This window comes from Sphingobacteriales bacterium, assembly GCA_016719635.1.
GTDB lineage: Bacteria > Bacteroidota > Bacteroidia > Chitinophagales > JADIYW01 > JADJSS01.
Map to the genome: position 1 here is coordinate 906,387 of JADJYT010000001.1, position 19,670 is coordinate 926,056.

General features: G+C 39.9%; 18 protein-coding genes and 1 tRNA gene. 4 read left to right on the plus strand and 15 right to left on the minus strand.

The features are described 5' to 3' along the window. Nucleotides 1–77: 77 nt before the first annotated feature. Nucleotides 78–3,173, minus strand: coding sequence for a DUF2723 domain-containing protein (locus tag IPM95_04075; protein ID MBK9328492.1), 3,096 nt, complete (start codon nt 3,171–3,173; stop codon nt 78–80). 389 nt (nt 3,174–3,562) lie between these two features. Here IPM95_04075 and IPM95_04080 point away from each other — a divergent pair. Beyond that, nucleotides 3,563–3,635 (plus strand) — tRNA-Gln (locus tag IPM95_04080). 50 nt (nt 3,636–3,685) lie between these two features. Here IPM95_04080 and IPM95_04085 read toward each other — a convergent pair. Both IPM95_04085 and IPM95_04090 read right to left on the minus strand, forming a co-directional pair. Further along, nucleotides 3,686–4,582, minus strand: coding sequence for a class I SAM-dependent methyltransferase (locus IPM95_04085; protein ID MBK9328493.1), 897 nt, complete (start codon nt 4,580–4,582; stop codon nt 3,686–3,688). A gap of 61 nt (nt 4,583–4,643) precedes the next feature. Further along, a complete protein-coding gene (locus IPM95_04090; protein ID MBK9328494.1) occupies nt 4,644–5,225 on the minus strand; it encodes a 2OG-Fe(II) oxygenase in 582 nt (193 codons plus the stop codon). A gap of 431 nt (nt 5,226–5,656) precedes the next feature. Between IPM95_04090 and panB the strand changes: the two genes are divergently transcribed. Then, nucleotides 5,657–6,475, plus strand: a complete 819-nt coding sequence (gene panB / locus IPM95_04095; protein MBK9328495.1) for a 3-methyl-2-oxobutanoate hydroxymethyltransferase — start codon at nt 5,657–5,659, stop codon at nt 6,473–6,475. 66 nt (nt 6,476–6,541) lie between these two features. Here panB and IPM95_04100 read toward each other — a convergent pair whose 3' ends face one another. After that, nucleotides 6,542–8,440, minus strand: coding sequence for an amidophosphoribosyltransferase (locus IPM95_04100; GenBank protein MBK9328496.1), 1,899 nt, complete (start codon nt 8,438–8,440; stop codon nt 6,542–6,544). A gap of 644 nt (nt 8,441–9,084) precedes the next feature. On the opposite strand from IPM95_04100, the gene IPM95_04105 reads away from it, so the two are divergent. Then, nucleotides 9,085–10,338, plus strand: coding sequence for a DEAD/DEAH box helicase (locus IPM95_04105; protein ID MBK9328497.1), 1,254 nt, complete (start codon nt 9,085–9,087; stop codon nt 10,336–10,338). Nucleotides 10,339–10,493: 155 nt separating this feature from the next. Here IPM95_04105 and IPM95_04110 read toward each other — a convergent pair whose 3' ends face one another. Beyond that, nucleotides 10,494–11,702, minus strand: coding sequence for an NADP-dependent malic enzyme (locus tag IPM95_04110; GenBank protein ID MBK9328498.1), 1,209 nt, complete (start codon nt 11,700–11,702; stop codon nt 10,494–10,496). A gap of 251 nt (nt 11,703–11,953) precedes the next feature. On the opposite strand from IPM95_04110, the gene IPM95_04115 reads away from it, so the two are divergent. After that, nucleotides 11,954–12,994 (plus strand): hypothetical protein, encoded by a 1,041-nt coding sequence (locus tag IPM95_04115; GenBank protein MBK9328499.1) that lies wholly within the window; start codon nt 11,954–11,956, stop codon nt 12,992–12,994. Between the two features lie 323 nt (nt 12,995–13,317). Here the strand turns inward: IPM95_04115 and IPM95_04120 are convergent, their stop codons facing one another. The 10 genes from IPM95_04120 to IPM95_04165 all read right to left on the minus strand — a co-directional run bounded on the left by IPM95_04120 (nt 13,318) and on the right by IPM95_04165 (nt 19,505). Next, nucleotides 13,318–13,653, minus strand: coding sequence for a hypothetical protein (locus IPM95_04120; GenBank protein MBK9328500.1), 336 nt, complete (start codon nt 13,651–13,653; stop codon nt 13,318–13,320). A gap of 378 nt (nt 13,654–14,031) precedes the next feature. Beyond that, nucleotides 14,032–14,712 carry a fibrobacter succinogenes major paralogous domain-containing protein gene (locus IPM95_04125; protein MBK9328501.1) on the minus strand — a complete coding sequence of 227 codons (681 nt, stop codon included), beginning with the start codon at nt 14,710–14,712 and terminating at the stop codon, nt 14,032–14,034. Between the two features lie 34 nt (nt 14,713–14,746). Then, nucleotides 14,747–15,256 (minus strand): hypothetical protein, encoded by a 510-nt coding sequence (locus IPM95_04130; GenBank protein ID MBK9328502.1) that lies wholly within the window; start codon nt 15,254–15,256, stop codon nt 14,747–14,749. A gap of 22 nt (nt 15,257–15,278) precedes the next feature. After that, nucleotides 15,279–15,815: a hypothetical protein gene (locus IPM95_04135; protein ID MBK9328503.1), complete on the minus strand. Its 537-nt coding sequence runs from the start codon at nt 15,813–15,815 to the stop codon at nt 15,279–15,281. 24 nt (nt 15,816–15,839) lie between these two features. Then, the gene (locus IPM95_04140) at nt 15,840–16,412 is read right to left on the minus strand and encodes a hypothetical protein (GenBank protein MBK9328504.1); all 573 of its coding nucleotides are present in this window, start codon (nt 16,410–16,412) and stop codon (nt 15,840–15,842) included. Between the two features lie 19 nt (nt 16,413–16,431). Further along, complete coding sequence (locus IPM95_04145) at nt 16,432–16,749, minus strand: hypothetical protein (GenBank protein ID MBK9328505.1); 318 nt, start codon at nt 16,747–16,749, stop codon at nt 16,432–16,434. Nucleotides 16,750–17,025: 276 nt separating this feature from the next. Next, the gene (locus IPM95_04150; GenBank protein ID MBK9328506.1) at nt 17,026–17,469 is read right to left on the minus strand and encodes a hypothetical protein; all 444 of its coding nucleotides are present in this window, start codon (nt 17,467–17,469) and stop codon (nt 17,026–17,028) included. A 698-nt stretch (nt 17,470–18,167) separates the two neighbouring features. Then, complete coding sequence (locus IPM95_04155; GenBank protein ID MBK9328507.1) at nt 18,168–18,356, minus strand: hypothetical protein; 189 nt, start codon at nt 18,354–18,356, stop codon at nt 18,168–18,170. Between the two features lie 256 nt (nt 18,357–18,612). Continuing rightward, the gene (locus IPM95_04160; GenBank protein MBK9328508.1) at nt 18,613–18,828 is read right to left on the minus strand and encodes a hypothetical protein; all 216 of its coding nucleotides are present in this window, start codon (nt 18,826–18,828) and stop codon (nt 18,613–18,615) included. A 392-nt stretch (nt 18,829–19,220) separates the two neighbouring features. Next, complete coding sequence (locus tag IPM95_04165; protein MBK9328509.1) at nt 19,221–19,505, minus strand: hypothetical protein; 285 nt, start codon at nt 19,503–19,505, stop codon at nt 19,221–19,223. Nucleotides 19,506–19,670 lie beyond the last annotated feature (165 nt).

Genomic DNA, 19,670 nt, shown 5'->3' on the forward strand with positions numbered 1-19,670 from the left:
TTAATAAAACAAATGATAATATGGCACTATTTTAAGAAGTTATTTAAATAATCTGCAACCTACTATCATTCATTATACTACCTAAACACCTGCATCGGCACCTGTTGAGCGGGATCGATTTCAGCGGTCTGTACTAAACCCGGAAAGGCGGCATACAGTTCTTTTTTAAAGGCTGCGTCTTTATAAAGGACGGCTAACATATCCATTCGTTTGACCAGATCTTCCGCTGATTTCTTATCATTGCCATACAAGGCTGCAAAATCATTGTTCGGTAAATTGTAAAAGCGAAGGCAATCCTTCAAATCTTTGATGAATAAATCTCTAACCGGCTTAGACTTATCACCGGCATCTGCCCTGTTATACAGATCAATCCACTGCACACTCAGGATATTGAAGAATTTGTTATTTGGTGAATAATAAGGTGCATTTACATACTGAAACTCTTTTCTCACTTTTTCCAGCACATCCAATGCTTCTTTTTTCATGTTGTTCTTAATAAGGTCATCTGCTATCCCGAAATGTACGCTCTTCAGCGTATTTAAGATTCTGGCAGAATTTTCATCCACAAACATTTCCCGTTCACCCAATCCGCCATATTTAAATTTATGCATGACGAGATCATAATTTTTGGAGGTATTCATGGCAAAATACCCGCGTTGGTTTTCTTCAAAACGGCATGGAACCAAACGCAGTATCTCCCCTTCCTGAATGAGGTATTTACTTAACCCGTTATAATATGTTTCTTCTACCGTATTGGCGAAACAGATAGGACGGCTCCAGTCGGCGGCGGCAACCATCGACAATACAGCCAAATCGTATTTTATAACCCTTGTTTTTCCCAAATCCCACACAATTTCATCCACTACTTTATCTTTGAACTTCTCCGGAATCAGATTATATTTTTCAACTGCCGCCCTGTCCACTTTCAGCTTTAATTTGGTGGTAGGCAGGAAATTGACGCTTTCACCTCTCTGTGTCTGCGCCTTGAACTGAGGATCGTCACTCAGCACAAATGTCATGATATTCTTAATATCATAAAACTGATTAGGGTCGGCAAAGCCGGATTGATCATTATACTGAATGACGTCTCTCGTATTGCCCCTGTACTTGTCCTCTGTAAAATCTTTATGAAAAGGTACAGGGCCGGACTTGTTGGCAGCACGATGCAGAAAATCAATATACCAGTCTACCCCAAGTAAACTCAGGTTCACAATCCGTACATCTGTCCTGATTCCTTCTACCTCCTGTGCATACCACAGCGGATAGGTGTCGTTATCGCCCTGCGTAAACAAGATGGCATTCGGCGGGCAGCTTACCAGATAATCCGTAGCAAAATCGCGTGCCATGTATCGTCCATGCCGGTTATGGTCATCCCATCCTTGTCTTGCCATCAAATACGGAACAAAAAGAAACAGGATACTCGTCGCTAATGCAATTGGCATACCGGGCACTTTTTTGCTTTTCAGGAAATCGAATACCGCTGCAACTGCCAATCCTATATAAATACAGAATGCAAAGAAGGAACCCACCAGTGCATAATCCCGTTCACGGGGCTCCCGAGGCGGCTGGTTGGTATAGACAATCAATGCTATCCCCATTACGACAAACAGAAACCCAAAAATGATAAAGTAGTCGTTGCTTTTTCTATACATATACACCAATCCAATAATACCGAGCAGGAGCGGCAGCAGATAGAAATAATTCCTTGCTTTCTGATTCAGTATTTGCTGAGGTAATCCTTCCTGGCTGCCCAGGTGCATATTATCAATAAATCCGATACCGGTTAACCAGTCTCCGTTCATTTTCTCATTTCCCGGCGTACCCTGATAATCGTCCTGTCTTCCGGCAAAATTCCACATAAAATAACGCCAGTACAAATAGCGCATCTGGTAATGAAAGAAATATTTCAGGTTATCACCAAATGTAGGCTTGCCCTGAAAACCCGTCCAGTACTGATACAATGCGGATGCGCTTTCACCATCGTTGGTAGGTCCCATACGCGGGAAGAACATTTCATCTTCTGGATTATAGGTATAGGCGATTTTCTCCCCTTTTACCTCGTATTTTTTTGTCTTTTTATCCTGATAGTAGTCTTTACCGGTGGTTTCATAGCCGGTAGGCTGCGCATCAAACAACGGGCCTTTTATCAGGGCACGAGAACCATATTGTTCACGGTTCAGATACGATAACAAACTGAATGCATCTTTCGGGTTGTTCATATTGATAGGCGGATTAGCCGCCGCACGTATCGGAACCATCACATAGGAAGAGAAGCCGATAAAAATCACCAGAAAGCATACCACAAATAACTGCAAATCGGCATGCCGGATCTTATGAGCGTAATAAATCAGGAATATAAATGCAGCAAACAGCAACACCCAGAAGAAAATAAAGCCGATATTGAACGGTAATCCGATGCCATTCACGAAGAAATATTCCACGGCACCCGCCATCTTAATGGCAATCTGTATAACGCCGATCTGTACCATACCCAATAAAATAAAGCCAATCATGAAGGCGATGATAAAACCGAGCTTGGTATGCTTAAATTTCTTAAAATAGTAAACGATAACGGCAACCGGTATCACCAGTAAGGATAGTAAGTGCACACCGATTGAAACACCTATCATGAATGCTCCGAAAACCAGCCAGCGATTGCCATGCGGTTCATCCGCCTCTTCATTCCATTTCATAACCGCCCACAATACGATAGAGATGAAAAACAAGGAGGATGCATACACCTCTCCTTCTACTGCAGAAAACCACATCGTATCTGAAAATGATGCAGCCAATGCACCAACGGCACCGGCACCCATGATGGCTGTGGTAGTATCCAGCCCTATTTGCTCTCCCTTTTTTACCAATAATTCTTTGGCGACTAATGTAATGGTCCAAAACAGGAACAGCACGGCTCCGGCGGTCATCAATCCGGACAGAAAATTCACCATTAATGCCGGATTAGACGGGTTAAAAAGGGTAAAGATCCTTCCTAAAATCATAAAAAATGGAGCTCCCGGAGGGTGCGCTACCTGCAATTTATAGACACAGGATATAAATTCCCCGCAATCCCATAAACTTCCTGCTGATTCTAAAGTGGACGTGTACTGCCAAAGTGAAATTGCAAAAACTATAAACCCTGTTATGGTATTTATTAGTTTGTATTGTTTAGTCATTCATCTCGATTTTGGTCAAAAATAAAAAAAATAAGCCGTTATTGGGCTTTCACAGGATGTGAATAAATGCAAATGTTAATAAAAGAGGCTGGAAATTGTCTGTAAATCAATGATTTCCTTTTACTATCCCTTTACATCTCTTTACTTTACAGGAACCCGAAGATTACTCCACACAGATTATATCCTAAGCGATGCGCGATAAGCTGGTTTTTAACTGCGATTTATCAAAAAAGCATTCAGCTGTTGATTCTGTGATTCTTCCGGATAAAACATCAGGTCCTTTTCTGCACAAAAGATCCGGATTTATCCTTAATAAAGTTTTTTTAAAGAAGCAGAACCCAATATAGTTTCGTTTTTTATGAAATAATCTTAACTTTGCAATCCGAAATTGGCTTATGGTGTAACTGGCAACACGTCTGATTTTGGTTCAGAAGAGTTCAGGTTCGACCCCTGATAAGCCAACGGAGTCCTGCAGCAATGCGGGACTTTTTATTTTTACAATACCCCGGAAATCAGGCAGTTTTCTCAAACACGTAAATCAAACTGGAGTAGTTGCCATCCTTTTTAGCTGCCTGATTGCTCTTAAACCCGAAAAAAACTGCCTTGAAATACGCTAAAAACCTGTTGGTTCCTTTATGCCATTCACTTCGCATGGAAACATAATAGGCGTCCAGCAACAACGGATATTGCTGCAAAAAACGAAACTGATGCTGACCCACTATCTGCCGGATGTTTTTCGGCGAATAATGATAGATATGCCGGGGTACGTCTATGGCATCCCAGTACCGTCCGTATTTTTTCGCATCATAACTTTCGATATTGGGAACCGCAATAATTAATTTCCCGTTCGGTTTTAGCCATTGGTTGAAATAATCAATCTGCAGATGAAGTTCATGTATATGCTCCAAAACGTGCCAGAGTGTAATGACATCAAACTTTCCCTTTTCAATCGTTTCAGACTGTTCTATGGAATACGTATCCACCTTATTGATATTCTTCGCCACTTCACGCGCCTGCGCTTCCGGCTCCACTCCCTCGGCAACGATTTGCTGCTGTTTGACATATCCCAGAAAATCGCCGGTTCCGCAACCAAAATCCAGTAAAGAGAATCCATCCCTTTTACCGACAATATCCTGTATCAGTCTTAATTTTTTACCTTTCATGTAATTACGTGCCAAACGATAGACACTTTCCACCAGACCTCTCTTATGGCTGGTGTGCGAGATATAGGTATCATAGCTGTAATACTTTCCTATTTCCTCAACATCCGGGCGAGGATTGGTGAAAATAAATCCGCAGGATGTACACTGTACAATATTGAAGAACTCCGTAGAGTAATTATCTTTTGCTTCCAGATAAGGCTTGAAATCTTTACCTCCGCAACATAAACATATTTCGAGTGTTTCCATAAATTAATTAATCGTTTAGCAGTAATCTCTTTTTGCTCTTTCCTTATTCCTTTTAACTTTCTTACGTGTTTCTGGATTTTTTAATGGCTTTCACCACTATCGGCGGCAACAAATCATTGGCCAGGTTGACCATAGAATTAAACACTTTCATCTTTCCGGAGTCCTGTCCATCCCTGGTGGCAAAAGTGGTGGTAATACGTGCCTTGTCCCCCACGTTCACTTCCCCTTCCGGCCGGCCATTGGTATAGTAATATAATGCAATGGAACGACGGCTTCTGTCAGGCGGACAATTCAATGGATCCGGCAGTCCGTGCCAGGAAAAGTCCGTCGTAGAGAACATGGCCAGCCGGTTGAACGACGGCATGATTTTCTTCACACATTTGCTCATATCCCGTTCCCACAGTTCAAAATGCCCGCCGTATTCTTCTTTCCAGTCTTCATTCAGATAGACCAGGATATTCAGCCGTCTGTCCAGCTTCGTCAGTTTATGTTTATGGAAATCCACGTGCATTTTCAAATAACCGCCGGGTTTAATCTCATGAAAACCGCCGCCTTCAAAATACGGATCCGGAATCAGGGTTTCCTTGATGCCGGTGAGGTTCTGCAAAAACTCCAGGAACGGCTGAGAGTTGAGAAAATGCACAAATGCTTTTGTCGTAGGTCCAAACCGGTACTCGCCTTTGGTGGCCAGTTTCAGTTCATTCGGATTTTCATATTTGATATCCTCTTTCGTTTTTCCGATTTCCGGAAATTCTTTAATGATTTCCCGCAGCATATCCGGGTTGAACAAATCATCAAAATAACCGCTCGGAAAGGGGGTTGCATTAATATATGCTTCGTGATTTTTCTTTCCAAATTCCAGCAAATCCGGAATGCTTCTGTTATTCAAAAATTCCATTGAATCGTATTGTGCTGTAAAAATAGGAAATTAAACGGGATAAGTTCAGGTTCTGTAACCGACTAAAATTAGGTAATTTTAAAAGTATCATCATAATTATAAGTTAATTCTGTTTAACGCTTCAAAGGTTTCATTAATCATATACTTTTTTTAACTTCACCTCTCAATCCGGACCTATGTCAGCAGCACAAAATGAAATCAAGCGCGTGACAACGCACAAACTGAAAGAGATGAAAGAGCGCGGGGAAAAAATCGCCATGCTCACCGGTTATGACTTTTCCATGGCGAAGATTTTAGACGATGCCGGCATTGACATCCTTTTGGTCGGTGATTCCGCATCCAATGTGATGGCGGGCCACGAGACGACACTGCCGATTACGTTAGACCAGATGATCTACCATGCCCAAAGTGTGGTGCGTGCCATCAAGCGTTGTTTTGTGGTGGTGGACCTGCCGTTTGGTTCTTATCAGGGCAACTCCAGAGAGGCGCTGAACGCATCTATCCGTATCATGAAGGAAACGGGCGGACATGGTGTTAAACTGGAAGGCGGTAAGGAAATCGGCGAATCTGTGATACGGATTCTGACTGCAGGGATTCCGGTGATGGGACATCTGGGATTAACGCCTCAATCCATTTATAAATTCGGGACGTATACCGTTCGGGCCAAAGAGGAAGAGGAGGCGGAACGACTGCTCGATGATGCAAAATACCTGGAAAGCATCGGCTGTTTTGCGTTAGTGCTCGAAAAAATTCCGGCTGCTCTGGCCAAAAAAGTCAGCGAGAGCATTTCCATTCCGGTTATTGGTATCGGGGCCGGCCCTCATGTGGACGGGCAGGTACTGGTAACACACGATATGCTGGGTATTACGCATGAATTCAAACCGCGCTTTCTGCGCCGCTACCTGAACCTGTATGAAGATATCAAAAAAGCAACGCAATCTTATATTGCGGATGTCAAAAGCAAGGATTTCCCGAATGAGAAGGAACAGTATTGATTGAAATAAAAACCTAGGGATCAACTTCTTTCAGCATGCTGTAATGCCTCGTTATAATGCTTATTGCTAATACGCCCGTACATTCTTTCCTTCCATATAATTGATAAAGGCATTTAAGGCAACGCGGTTGCCGCCCGGTGTAGGGTAATTGCCTGTAAAATACCAGTCGCCTAAATTATTCGGGCAGGCTTCATGCAGACTTTCTATCGTCTGATAAATGACTTCCACATCTGAAAAGATATGATTGGGTTTCACGATATCCGCAATCTTTGCTGAAATATGTTCCGGCGTAAACGGTTCGTACACCTCTTTCACCAGGTTTTCTATCTCCTGCAACGGCTTTTGTATTTCCTCTTTACATCGTTTGTATAACGCTTCCAGCACACCATATTCGTTTCTGTCCTTCCATAACTGTACTGCCGCCTGGAATGCCACAAAACTGCCCATCTTGCTCATGTCTATCCCGTAGCAATCCGGGTAACGGATTTGCGGCGCAGACGAAACCACGATAATTTTTTTCGGCTGCAACCTGTCCAACATCGTCAGGATACTTTCCTTCAGCGTGGTGCCGCGAACGATGGAATCGTCCAATACGACGAGCGTATCCGTATTGTTTTTCACCAATCCATAGGTGATATCATGGACGTGGTGCACCAGATCGTTGCGCGAGGTATCTTCCGTGATGAAGGTGCGCATCTTCACATCCTTCACCGCAATTTTCTCCACCCGCGGCATGACCGACAACTGGCGTTGCAGCTCTTCACTACTTTTTATCTCCCCGTTATTGAAGGCCGTTAATTTTTGCTGTATATGCTGTTTCTGTACCTCTTCCGTCATGCCCAAAAACGCCACCTCGGCGGTATTGGGGATATAGGAAAAGACGGTATTTTCCAAATCATGGCTGACTGCCTTTAAAATAGCCGGCACGAGTAACTTTCCCAATTTTTTCCGTTCCTGATAGATTTCAAAATCACTGCCGCGGGAAAAATAAATGCGCTCAAAGCTGCAGGCCTTGCGTTCCTGCGGCGGCGTACATTCCACCTCTCCCACGCTGCCGTCTTTTTTAATGATCAGGGCATGGCCGGGTTTGACTTCCTGCACTTTGCTTCGGTGCACATTGAATGCGGTCTGAATGGCCGGCCGTTCGGATGCCACCACCACAATTTCATCATCTTTATAATAGTATGCCGGACGTATACCGTTCGGGTCTCTCAGGACAAATGCGTCGCCGTGCCCCATCATACCTGCCATCGCATAGCCGCCATCGAAATCGTCGGCTGCATTTTTCAGGATGTCTGCCACATGAATACCATGTTCAATCAGCGGCGTGATTTCATAGTTGGACAAACCGGAAGGTTTGAATTTCTTGAACAAGCGCTGATTTTCCACATCGAGGAAATGGCCGATTTTTTCCAGCACCGTCCTCGTATCGGACATCTCGCGGGGAAACTGTCCCAGATCCACCAACCTGTCAAACAACTCATCGACATTGGTCATGTTGAAATTTCCGGCTACGATGAGTGTACGTGTTTTCCAGTTGTTGGCGCGGATACGCGGGTGGCAGTTGCTCATGTCGTTGCCGCCGTGCGTGCCGTAGCGCAGATGCCCTAGCAGCAACTCTCCCATAAACGGATAATGGTTTTTGACATACTCCATATCCTTTATCTTCTCCTTTTCCCTATCGCTCAGGTCGGCAAAAGGGCGAAACACCTTATCGAAGATGGCCTTGATGGCCTGTTTGTCCACACTGCGTTCCCGGTCGAAATAGGAATTTCCGGGAGCCGTATCCAGCTTGATGGTCGCCAGCCCTGCGCCGTCCTGCCCGCGGTTATGCTGCTTTTCCATCAGCAGGTACATCTTGCTGAGGCCGTAGTGGATGTCGCCGTATTTCTCTTTATAATAAGACAAGGGTTTGAGCAGCCTGAGTAAGGCAATGCCGCATTCGTGTTTGATAGGTTCGCTCATTTCCTGGACGGAAAATTTGGTATGTGCAAAAGTACGCTTTGTTTTTGAATGAAACGAAACCGAAATGTAAAGGCTGGATTATGATTGTGGAAAATTGAATAATTAGCATTCTTAACAACATCATTCAGCAAATGCTGAACCCATAGCAAGATTCCTTTTTTCCAGGCAGCATCTCCTGAAAGGGACACTGCGAAGATGAAATTATGGCTCAATAAGTACGCAGAGTCCTCTGCGAGAGACACTGCTGAGAAAGCAAAACGTGACCGCTACCTAATGAGTTTTAACCATTGACTATCAACTAAAAATTAAGCAAGTTTTCTCCTAACGTCGAAAAGACATTGTGCGCAATTGGGATGTACTGCATTGATTAAAGACATGATTCTATCAATGGCTATCGATTATAATCTATAAACTATCGACCATTGACTCTAATAACAAATAACTATTAACAATCAACCAATATCTGATAACCAACAATAAATGTGTATCTTTGAACGAATTATCGAACCGGCACCACCGGTTTTTTATTTGCCACGGGAATATGCCGGTTTAAAACCCCTTCTCCAGTTTTTTATCCTGCACGTGGTTATTCATAACAGTCTGTATGCTGCATATTCAATACATTCTCCTATTTTAAATAAAACATGTTATTTCAAGACTTAAATTTAATTGAGCCTATCTTAAAGGCTCTGCGAACAGAAGGGTATACACAACCCACCCCCATCCAGGAACAGGCGATTCCCATCATTCTGAAAAGAAAAGATCTGTTAGGCTGCGCACAGACCGGCACCGGTAAAACGGCGGCTTTCGCCATTCCTATGCTGCAGCTGCTGGCAGAAGATCTCGTGAGCGGCACGAAAACAAAAGCACCTAAAGCGCTCATCCTGACACCTACCCGCGAACTGGCCATCCAGATCGACGAAAGTTTCGGCGCCTACGGCCGGCATATTCCGCTCAAACGCAGTGTCATATTCGGCGGTGTATCTCAACATTCACAGGTGATGTCCCTTCAAAAAGGCATTGATATCCTGGTGGCGACACCGGGTCGTTTGCTCGACCTGATGAATCAGGGCTATGTGGATTTGCGTTCCATCCAGCATTTTGTACTCGACGAAGCGGACAGGATGCTCGATATGGGCTTTGTGAACGATGTCAAAAAAATCATCGCAAAACTGCCCGTACAGCGTCAAACCCTGTTTTTTTCTGCCACCATGCCGAATGAAATTCAGCATCTCGCCAATTCCATCTTAACGAATCCGGCTAAGGTAGAAGTAACCCCGGTGTCTTCCACCGCGAACACGATTGACCAGTCCATATTTTTTACGGACAAGAAAAACAAGAACGCGTTGCTGACCTATTTGCTGAAAGACAAAAATCTTAAAAGCGTACTGGTGTTCACGCGTACCAAACACGGTGCGGATAAGGTGGTGAAAATCCTGAATGCCGCTATGGTAAAAACGGCGGCGATACACGGCAATAAATCGCAAAATGCACGTCAGGCGGCGTTGCAAAGTTTTAAAAGCGGTGCCATTCGCGTATTGGTCGCTACAGATATCGCCGCCCGCGGTATTGATGTGGATGACCTGACACACGTGATCAATTATGAATTGCCGGAAGTGCCGGAAACGTATGTACACCGGATAGGCAGGACAGGCCGTGCGGGCAACTCCGGCATTTCGTTCTCATTCTGTGATACGGAAGAGAAATTATTGCTGCGCGATATACAGAAACTGATCGGCAAACAAATTCCGGTACGGGTGGATCATCCGTATCCGATCAGCCAGACGACAATGGAACTGAAAGAGCCGCATCCGCATAAATTTACGTCGCCAAAACCACAGAATAATACTGCAATCAAGCCAAAGAAGAAATGGTATAGAAAGCCAATAGCGAAATAAATATTTTCAACTCTCCGCTTCGCATAAAGTAATGAAAAGTCATTCCCACGAAAGTGGGAATCTCATTAAGTATCTAATATGAGATTCCCTTTTACAAGGGAATGACATTTAAGCGGCATATTTTTTAGTTTCTACACTTGAAGGGGTAAAGGATTTTATAAAGCGTGTTTGGGAGTTTCCATGAACTTTATATCTTCCAGATAGGCATCCTTGACCGCTTGTGCTACCATTACAGCCACATTGAGATCGAGGGTGGACGGAATGATGTTATCGCGGTGTATATCCGTCACACACCCGGCAATGGCATAAGCGGCGGCCACTTTCATGCGCGGGGTGATTCTTCGGGCACGTATATCGAGTGCTCCGCGGAAGATACCCGGAAAGGCGAGCACATTGTTAATCTGGTTCGGCACGTCGCTTCTGCCCGTACCCACTACGCCTGCACCTCCGAGGTAGGCATTCTCCGGGGTAATTTCAGGAATCGGATTGGCGAGCGGGAAAATGACGGGAGCTGCATTCATGGTAGACACATCTTCGGTTGTCAGCTGGTTGGCCTGGCTTACCCCGATAAAGACATCCGCGTTCTTTAAGGCCGTTTTAAGGGTTCCTTTCGTGTTGAACGGATTGGTATATTTTAATATTTCGCGTTTAAAGTCATTCAAATCCGACCGGTCCTTATGGATGATACCTTTGGTATCGCACATCACAATCTGTTTCACCGGCGTACAGACAGAAGGATCTATTTCATGGCACATCAACAGTTTAGAAATTGCCAAACCCGCTGCTCCAGCTCCGTTGATGACCACTTTCAGGTCAGCGATATTTTTATCGAGCAATTTGCAGGCATTGATGATTCCTGCGAGAACAACAATGGCGGTGCCGTGCTGGTCGTCGTGAAAAACGGGAATACCCAAACCCTGCAGACGTTCCTCAATTTCAAAACAGCGCGGTGATGAAATATCTTCGAGGTTGATGCCGCCGAAAACCGGAGCAATATTTTTAATGGTCTGAATGATCTCTTCCGTGTTCTGTGTGGCAAGGCAAATGGGGAAAGCATCCACGCCTGCAAACTTCTTAAATAACATAGCTTTACCTTCCATCACGGGGATGGCCGCTTCCGGACCGAGATTTCCTAACCCTAAAATGGCAGAGCCGTCTGTAATCACGGCTACCATATTTCCTTTAATGGTTAAATCCCAGACCCTTTCCTCATCATTGGCAATCTGCCGAACCGGTTCTGCCACGCCGGGTGAATAACACAACGTCAAGTCATTTTTGGACTCCAGCGGAGTTTTGAGTTCAATGGAAATCTTCCCTCTCAGCATTTCGTGCAATTCCAGGGATTCACGGGAATAATCTTTCATATACTATTATCTTCCTTTTTTTTGTAAAGCAGGATTGCTAATATAACTACAATAGTGCAGTATTTGCCATACTTCAAAGCCGGGACGTTGTGTTTAATGATAAATTAAAGTTTGGATTCTGAGATTTGACAATCCCGTTTTAGAGAGCAGGATGCCTGGGACACTTACAATGATGGGAAATTAATTTATTAAATCCAATAAATACTCTAAATTTGACTGTTCGACACAAGCAGGACACTTACACTTACAATATGACGCCTATCCGTAGCTTAAAGACAATTTTAATTTTGACTGTTTTCTTTGCCCTGACTTCTTGCAATTTTGGTAATAAGAAAAGTGAACCTGTTTGGAGTGACTTGCCAAATGTTACAAGTTTGGACAACTTAAAACAAACAGACTTTGTTATTACACTGGAAAATCCAATTTCAGAAAATAAAAACATTATTTATGCACCTGCATTTTTATATGCCTGGGACAAAATTAAAGAGGAACTTAAATCCCAAATACTATCTGACAGCACAAACTCTATTGATTTCAACCTTTTAAATAAATCTATATCGCATCAACGTTCACTGACCGACAATGCGTATTCTGCAACAGCAGCTATTATTGACGGTGCAATAATTGCAAAAGCATCATTTAATAAGACACTTCCATTTGAAACAAAACTTCAGGCATTAGACGAACCAATAAATTTTGGCACTTCAAAGGTTGCTGCATTTGGAATGTATTATTATGATGAGGCCACAATAAAATTTACCCAGATCCTCTATTATAACAACGACAATAATTTTATTTTAAGACTTGTACCAAAAGACAATCAACAAGAAATTATATTAGTAAAAGGGCTTGACAAATATCAAACACTGAAAGATGCCATTAAACTCACTGATGAACTTGTAGCCCAAGGAATAAAGGAGCAGACAGACAGTAAGTTGTTATGGAAATATCAAATTGTACATGAAGATATATTTGCAATACCTGCAATTAAATTCAATATTGCGACAAACTATAAAAATATCGAGGGTCAAGAATTTTCAACCGGTGACAGTAAAAAACATACCGTTGAAGTAGCGTATCAACGCACAGGATTTATTTTTAATGAAAATGGAGCAGTCGTTGAAAGTGAAGCAGTCATAGTTACCGACTCTGCAAGTGCTGTACCAATTATTACCCATCCAAAGAAAATGATTTTTGACAGGCCGTTTTTAATCATCCTGAAACGGGCAGACAAAGCAAACCCTTACTTTGTTATGAAAGTGGCAAACACAGAACTATTGACGAAGAAATAACGGCTGCCAACATTGGTATTGCCAATAGCGGGGCTTGACATTAGCATCAATACTAAGGAAGTAATTCTATCCATCTGATTCAACAAACAGTGCAGCTACAAAAGTACTAATGTTTCCGAATGACAGCATAGTGTTATTTTATTTTTCTATTTCTTTTAAAAGTTGACTGAGAACATCATCTTCCTTTAAAAATTTCCAGCAGTATTTATATCCATTTTTTGAAGTAATATCTAATCTGTAAAATGTTTTGGTTTTCTGTTGTAAAATCTGATTTGAAAACGGATTATTCAAATCTTCATTCTGATTACACCGGCAATTAGTGCTTACTTTTGTAAAAGTTCAGGGTTTATGGCTTTTGATTGAATGGTACCTGAATTTTTACTAAACAGTAACTCACGATTTAGTACTTCTAACTCTATTATTTTATTATTATTGAATATTGTAAAATGTACAACTTCGTTTTCTGTATTTTTAATGATATAAGGTTTATTTAAATCAGAGAAGTATTCTTTAAACAAAAGAATGTCATAATCATTAAGCCGTGTAAGCATTTCTTTAGAAGGTAAATTAAAAATCCCATTTGGCTGGGTTGAATCTTTATTGGCATCCAATTCATTTTCAATTACTTTATCAACACTATCTGCTTTTGAATTATACATTAGCATACAAGAATCAAAATTTACAGGAGCTGACGAAATTTTAAATTCTTTTTGTCTTTACAAGAAAAGGATAAGACAATTGCAAGCAGCACAAGTATATTTATTTTATGACACATGATTTTAGGTTTAATGTGATTTTAATAATCTGCAGGTATAATAAAATAAACTTTAATTAAAACGAATAGTTTTTTAGTGGAATATGAACAGTAAAGAGACAGTAAAAGCGTTTGTCATAAGTTTTATTTTTGAAAAATTTAATGGTTTCAAATGGAATTTATCTTTCAATTCAATGATTCAAGATTGCCGTCAAGGCATGCTTCAATGAACGCCAGCAGCTAAATATACCCCATAAATAAATCTAATTGAAAAATTAAAAAACTAATTCCTGACACATCGCACACTAAAGCCACCCTCCTTATAGTCGCTGAATTTACCTGCACCTGAATAATTGTATCTCAGATCGCGGTGCCACGCATTGTCTGTATCGTCCTCGTTAGAAGACCAAAAGAACCCGTAGCTCCCAATGTCTTTGAATTGTCCAATGTAGTTTCGGTAACCAGCAGGAAGACCTGTAAAACCGCTGTTGTTGGTAGCACCAGTATTCGGTACCTTCCATCCGGCAACAGATTTCATATTACCTCCAGCCACTGCCAAACCTCCTAAAAAGTCAGTTAAAACGGTCCATTCTGCATCGGATGGAATATGCCAGCCCGCTGGTGCTAATTTGCCGGAATTTACCGCATACCAGTTGTAGAGCTTACCATAAGTGGTATCATTTGATGCATCGTTCTCATAAATCGAATATGCGCCATTCGTTGCAGCCCCCCAGGCGGCATTGCTTAACCCGGTTGGAATGGAAGTGCCGTCATTGTATCTGCTGGTTTTCAGATTCTCCAGCATCCAGTACTGGTAGCCGATTTTTACAACTCCATATACATTACCGTCAATGTCGGTAACGGTCATTTGATCATTTTCCTCTTTTTTACAAGCGCCTGCAAAACAAATGAATACTGCCATGAACAGTAAAGAGACAGAAAAAGTGTTTGTTTTGTGTTTCATATCTGAAAATTAAAATGGTTCTAATCGATATAAATTATTTGTTTTTAAACAAGAGTTTAGGTAAGAGAATAAACAGAAGGATGCAAACTAAAAATGAAAAAAATAAAACAATAGCCATAAATGCAAGTACTATATATACGCTCAAATTTATCATCCATCCAAAGGAGCTGTATAAAACATCAGCAGCATTGGTGCCAACAGTTGCTGATGCGTTATCTTTAAATTCGTTGTAGTGAACGAGCATCTGATAAAGGTGATAAAAGGTATAAATTTCATAGATCAGTAAAGCAGCAATGATGCACCAGTTGATGCGTATCATGTACTTGTAAGTGTACCATTTTTTTGAATGTTCTGTGGTTTGGTTCCTTCTGATAATGCTGTTGTATTTCCAGTTTCCAAAACCGGTTGGTGCGAAAAATAATAAATGCAGAAATTCATTCTTATCGGTAATGCCTCTTTCAATATATAAGTAATATACTGCTAATACAATGCCAATTATAAGTATAATGCCGTACAGGAATGCTATAAAAGGAATATTCTCCATAGCTTATTTTATTAATTATTTTTTATTTGTTAGGATTGTACTGATTTGGATTATCCAGTGTTTTTTGAACCTCTTCCAGCTTCAACAGAATATCCGGAATTTTATTTTCTGACATACCTAATGCCTGGATATCAAAATCGAACACCTCATTTTGTTTAGTAAAAATTGTAGTAAATCCTTCTTCCTTCATTACAAATCCATTGTTAGAGTAATGGATAACTGGCTTGAATAGATAATGTGTTATTTGATGAATTGGTATTTCTAATTCTAAATTTTTATCAATAAAAACACTTGAAAGTGCTTCGCCTAAAAATGGAACAATATTTAACCAGCCAAACCTTTGTTTATAAAACAACAGACGACGATTGGTCAAAAATAAAATACCATCTAAATGCTTATATTCTTTATTTTTTCCTAAATAGGCAACAGCATCGTTGACATTAATTATTGTTTCATTATTTGCTTTATCAATAGCAATATTATCGCGAACTTTGCCGCCAATGTAAAATAACAGGATTATAATTAGTATTATAATTCCGACTAGAATGATGATTCCCATAATTTTTGTTTTATTTAAATGAAATTATTTTTCTCCGGCTTTTATTGGTGTGTCTGCAATTTTATGTAATGCGTATTCTTTAATAGTTATTTTTTCACCATTTTCAATGTTTACGAGCATCCATCCATAGAAATAACCACCGCCACTATTTTTTTTACGAAATGCGATATACTGATCTCCGATATCTGTAAATCCTGCTGTTACACCAACAGTTAAACTAATATATAAAACAAATGAACCACTTTTCCATTCTGATAAAGAAGGTTGAATATTACTTCCTTTTTGTATTGTTCTTATTGATGTATATACAATACCTGGTTCCCAGTTCGTCAGAAGTTCATATTTACTATCATACACATCAACCTGAATGAGATGTTGATTTGGATTATCGTCAGGATGCACGATTACAAAAGTAAAATCTTGTAGTGCTTCACCATCTATAAACAAATCTTTTGCAGCATTACCTATAGGGTCTGTGGTTTCAATTGAAAAATCTAAAGTTACATCCTCAATATCAGGATTATTTACTTCTTCTTTCTTGCATGCTGCTATAGAACATAAGAATAATAGCATTACATATAAATTTATCTTTTTCATAAATGTATATTTTAGTGTATTATTTTTCTCCGGCTTTTATGGGTGTATCAGCAATTTTATGTAATGCATATTCTTTAATAGTTATTTTCTCCCCATTTTCAATGTTTACGAGCATCCATCCATAGAAATATCCACCTGCACTATTTTTTTTGCGAAATGCGATGTACTGATCTCCGATGTCTGTAAATCCATATTCGTCAATAGTCCCTCCATCTAAATCATATTCATACATGACCAGATGTTCGAAATTTGTAATCCACCGGGTATTCGATTCCAGTATTTCTGTATCTTTCGTTATATTTTTTATGATATAGTTGCCATTTATTAAATTTGCCAACATTTCATATTGATCGTTTCTTATATACATACGAATAATTCGATAATCAGCATCATCAGTATCAAAATCAATTTCTATTGCAAGATCAATAATTCCATCATCATCATCATCGATATTTAATTCAAAATAATCGCCTTCCGGATCTGTTGTTTCAGAGAAATGTCCAAAGTTACATCCTCAATATCAGGATTGTTTACTTCTTCTTTTTTGCAAGCTGCAATAGAACATAAGAATAATAGCATTAGGTATAAATGAGATTTCTTCATAGTATTTTTTTTAATTTTCACCGGCTTTTATGTGTGTGTCTGCAATTTTATGTAATGCATATTCTTTGATGGTTACTTTTTCACCTCGTTCAATATTTACGAGCATCCAGCCATAGAAATAGCCACCACCACTATTTTTTTTGCGAAATGCGATGTACTGATCTCCGATGTCTGTGAATCCGAATTCCCGTACGACAGAACCATCATCACTATTGAGAATAAGGTAATGCAAGGGGAAAAGGTCCCAGATTGTATCTGATGGTTGTATGTCAGTATCCTTTTCCATGTTTTTGATAACCTCATCACCAGAATCATAATAACCCAAAAATTCATATTTTGAATCATATGCATACAAATCTATATAATACAATCCTGCATCTTCCTGATTATCAATACCAATACTAAAATCCACATCTCCTTCACCGATAATATTAACCTCTTTGAATTTTGTCAAGAGAGGTTCTGTATTTCCAAAAAAACATCCAAAACAGCATCCTCAATATCAGGATTGTTTATTGCTTCTTTTTTGCAGCCTGCAGTGGAAAACAACAACAAGAGTATTGCGTATAATTGTATTTTTTTTATAAACATTTTTTGTATTTATTTTTCTCCCGCCAACACGCTGAAAATATTAAAATCATCGGTGCCGTCATCGTCTAAATCTATTAGTTCGTTATTAGCATTACCGCTGCTGTCTATTGATATGCTGACGGTTCTGTCGTCTATGTCGGATTGTTTGTTACGGTCACTTTACTGCAGGCCATACTTCCTGCCAGTAAAAAGAATAACTGAAATTTTAACTGATTTCATAAATTTGTTTTATTGTGATGAATAATATTATTTAAATCGTGCAACTGCTGTCTCTTTTAGGGGTACCTGTAATCTCTCTGCTATATATACTATGTTTGAAAACTGATCTGTATCATAAAAGACAAAAGCGCTGTTATCTGCAAGAAAATGAACTCAATAGAGATATACCTTTCACTTTCCATCTTTTCATATAATGAAGTATGATAGGTGATGCTGCGTAAGTTTTCCCAATTATATTTTTTATTGTTTTTAGTGTAACACCTTCTTTGTCATAAAGCTATTGATTTTTTTATTATTTATCATTAAAAGAGCAGGAAAAACGGAAACGCACCTAATACAACTTCAAAAACCATATAATACCCCATTTTCTTCGGCTTCCAGGCCACCCTTAAAAATGCCGATACCGAGCAATAAAAAAAATGAAAGCAAAATCAAACCCGCCAGCTTTCTTCCACTACTCATCTCATTCGTGTAGTAAAGGGCAATTGGCTGTTTAATTAGTTGCTGTGCTATTTGCAGGGTGTTGGACATTGTTGCGTGTTATTTTAATTTCACCGTAAGGGTATTGTAATTTCTGAAAGATCTTTTAAAGTTGGTTCATCTTCCGGTGTAGCCATAATAAGATCCGTTCCGAATGGATTTTTTAATCCACAACCTTTACAGTTATCAGGTATTGGATCACAAGAACCGCAGCAAACTATCTTATTCTCTTGGTCTATACTGCAACAAACACCAGTTTGACCACATTCATTCAACCATTGTCATTTTTTCTTGGCTGCAATATTGGTTACATTAATATCAAGATACGGTTATTTCCGCCATTCATTTTCTTAGAGGCACTTTCAGGAATCGTATCAACGGCTGCTGTAACTTTTGTTAATTGCATAACTTTAGCTGATTCATTTACTGCATAATCTAAACGATAGAGTTTAGCGATGACACTTGAATTTGGTCCATCCGAAAAGTTAAACCATATTGAATTGTCAATATAGCCAGCCAACAATCCTTCATCGTTGACCGTAAATGGTAAAGTAGTTCCGTTAGGATCTGTAATGAAGCTCGTAGAAAGTGCTGTCTGTATCTTTGTTTTTACAGGAAAAACTTAATAAAACGATTGCTGCAATTGCAATACTTTCTAATGATTTGATTTGATTTTTAAAGTTCATGATAGTGATATTTTAAGTTAATAATTAATTCTGACCGGTTATTATTTTTCTTTTATTGCTATATCATTTGCCTCAGACCAAAAAAATCATATATTCCATACGATAATCTATATTTTGATCTGTTCATCCAATAATATGCTTTTTGGTTAGCATTTGTTAGTATACTTCCTACAGAAAAAGCTGCATTACCATAAAAATAGCCATGCCATTAATATAATTATTATCTGTACTATTCGTTTTGTGCCTGAAACCTTAGATTATCCCGCCAATAGCATGCATCGCTATTTGTTCTGCCAGCTGCAAAAACCACATTAGCAGAAAATGAAATATCCTGTACATCCGAACTGTTATCATTTTCCAAAATTGTTACTATATTATTTTTCCAGTAAGCTGCCCGTTGACCGCCAAAATTATTAAAGATATGTCCACCGATATATACAGGTGTTATCTTGTATGAAATAGCATTGGCTACGCACAGTTGAGAACAAGCCACCCGTTTTCCAATATACTGCATTGATGTCATTTCCGATTTTTCCATCCAACAACATAAATATCACCCAGTGCACTGATTGCAACAGCATTTGCAACAGCATCTGTGCTGTTGCCAGAACTCTTCGTACCATTGCGCCAAAGTTTGGCGGTGTAGATCAGATCTGATACCCGTGCAACATAACCGCTT

What these genes read in the sequence shown, in the direction of transcription:
- IPM95_04110 (MBK9328498.1), bottom strand. Translation starts at nt 11,702, where the DNA reads ATGAAAGATTATTCCCGTGAATCCCTGGAATTGCACGAAATGCTGAGA.
- IPM95_04085 (MBK9328493.1), bottom strand. Translation starts at nt 4,582, where the DNA reads ATGGAAACACTCGAAATATGTTTATGTTGCGGAGGTAAAGATTTCAAG.
- IPM95_04075 (MBK9328492.1), bottom strand. Translation starts at nt 3,173, where the DNA reads ATGACTAAACAATACAAACTAATAAATACCATAACAGGGTTTATAGTT.
- IPM95_04130 (MBK9328502.1), bottom strand. Translation starts at nt 15,256, where the DNA reads ATGGAGAATATTCCTTTTATAGCATTCCTGTACGGCATTATACTTATA.
- panB (MBK9328495.1), top strand. Translation starts at nt 5,657, where the DNA reads ATGTCAGCAGCACAAAATGAAATCAAGCGCGTGACAACGCACAAACTG.
- IPM95_04165 (MBK9328509.1), bottom strand. Translation starts at nt 19,505, where the DNA reads ATGCAGTATATTGGAAAACGGGTGGCTTGTTCTCAACTGTGCGTAGCC.
- IPM95_04105 (MBK9328497.1), top strand. Translation starts at nt 9,085, where the DNA reads ATGTTATTTCAAGACTTAAATTTAATTGAGCCTATCTTAAAGGCTCTG.
- IPM95_04115 (MBK9328499.1), top strand. Translation starts at nt 11,954, where the DNA reads ATGACGCCTATCCGTAGCTTAAAGACAATTTTAATTTTGACTGTTTTC.
- IPM95_04155 (MBK9328507.1), bottom strand. Translation starts at nt 18,356, where the DNA reads ATGTCCAACACCCTGCAAATAGCACAGCAACTAATTAAACAGCCAATT.
- IPM95_04120 (MBK9328500.1), bottom strand. Translation starts at nt 13,653, where the DNA reads ATGTATAATTCAAAAGCAGATAGTGTTGATAAAGTAATTGAAAATGAA.
- IPM95_04100 (MBK9328496.1), bottom strand. Translation starts at nt 8,440, where the DNA reads ATGAGCGAACCTATCAAACACGAATGCGGCATTGCCTTACTCAGGCTG.
- IPM95_04135 (MBK9328503.1), bottom strand. Translation starts at nt 15,815, where the DNA reads ATGGGAATCATCATTCTAGTCGGAATTATAATACTAATTATAATCCTG.
- IPM95_04125 (MBK9328501.1), bottom strand. Translation starts at nt 14,712, where the DNA reads ATGAAACACAAAACAAACACTTTTTCTGTCTCTTTACTGTTCATGGCA.
- IPM95_04140 (MBK9328504.1), bottom strand. Translation starts at nt 16,412, where the DNA reads ATGAAAAAGATAAATTTATATGTAATGCTATTATTCTTATGTTCTATA.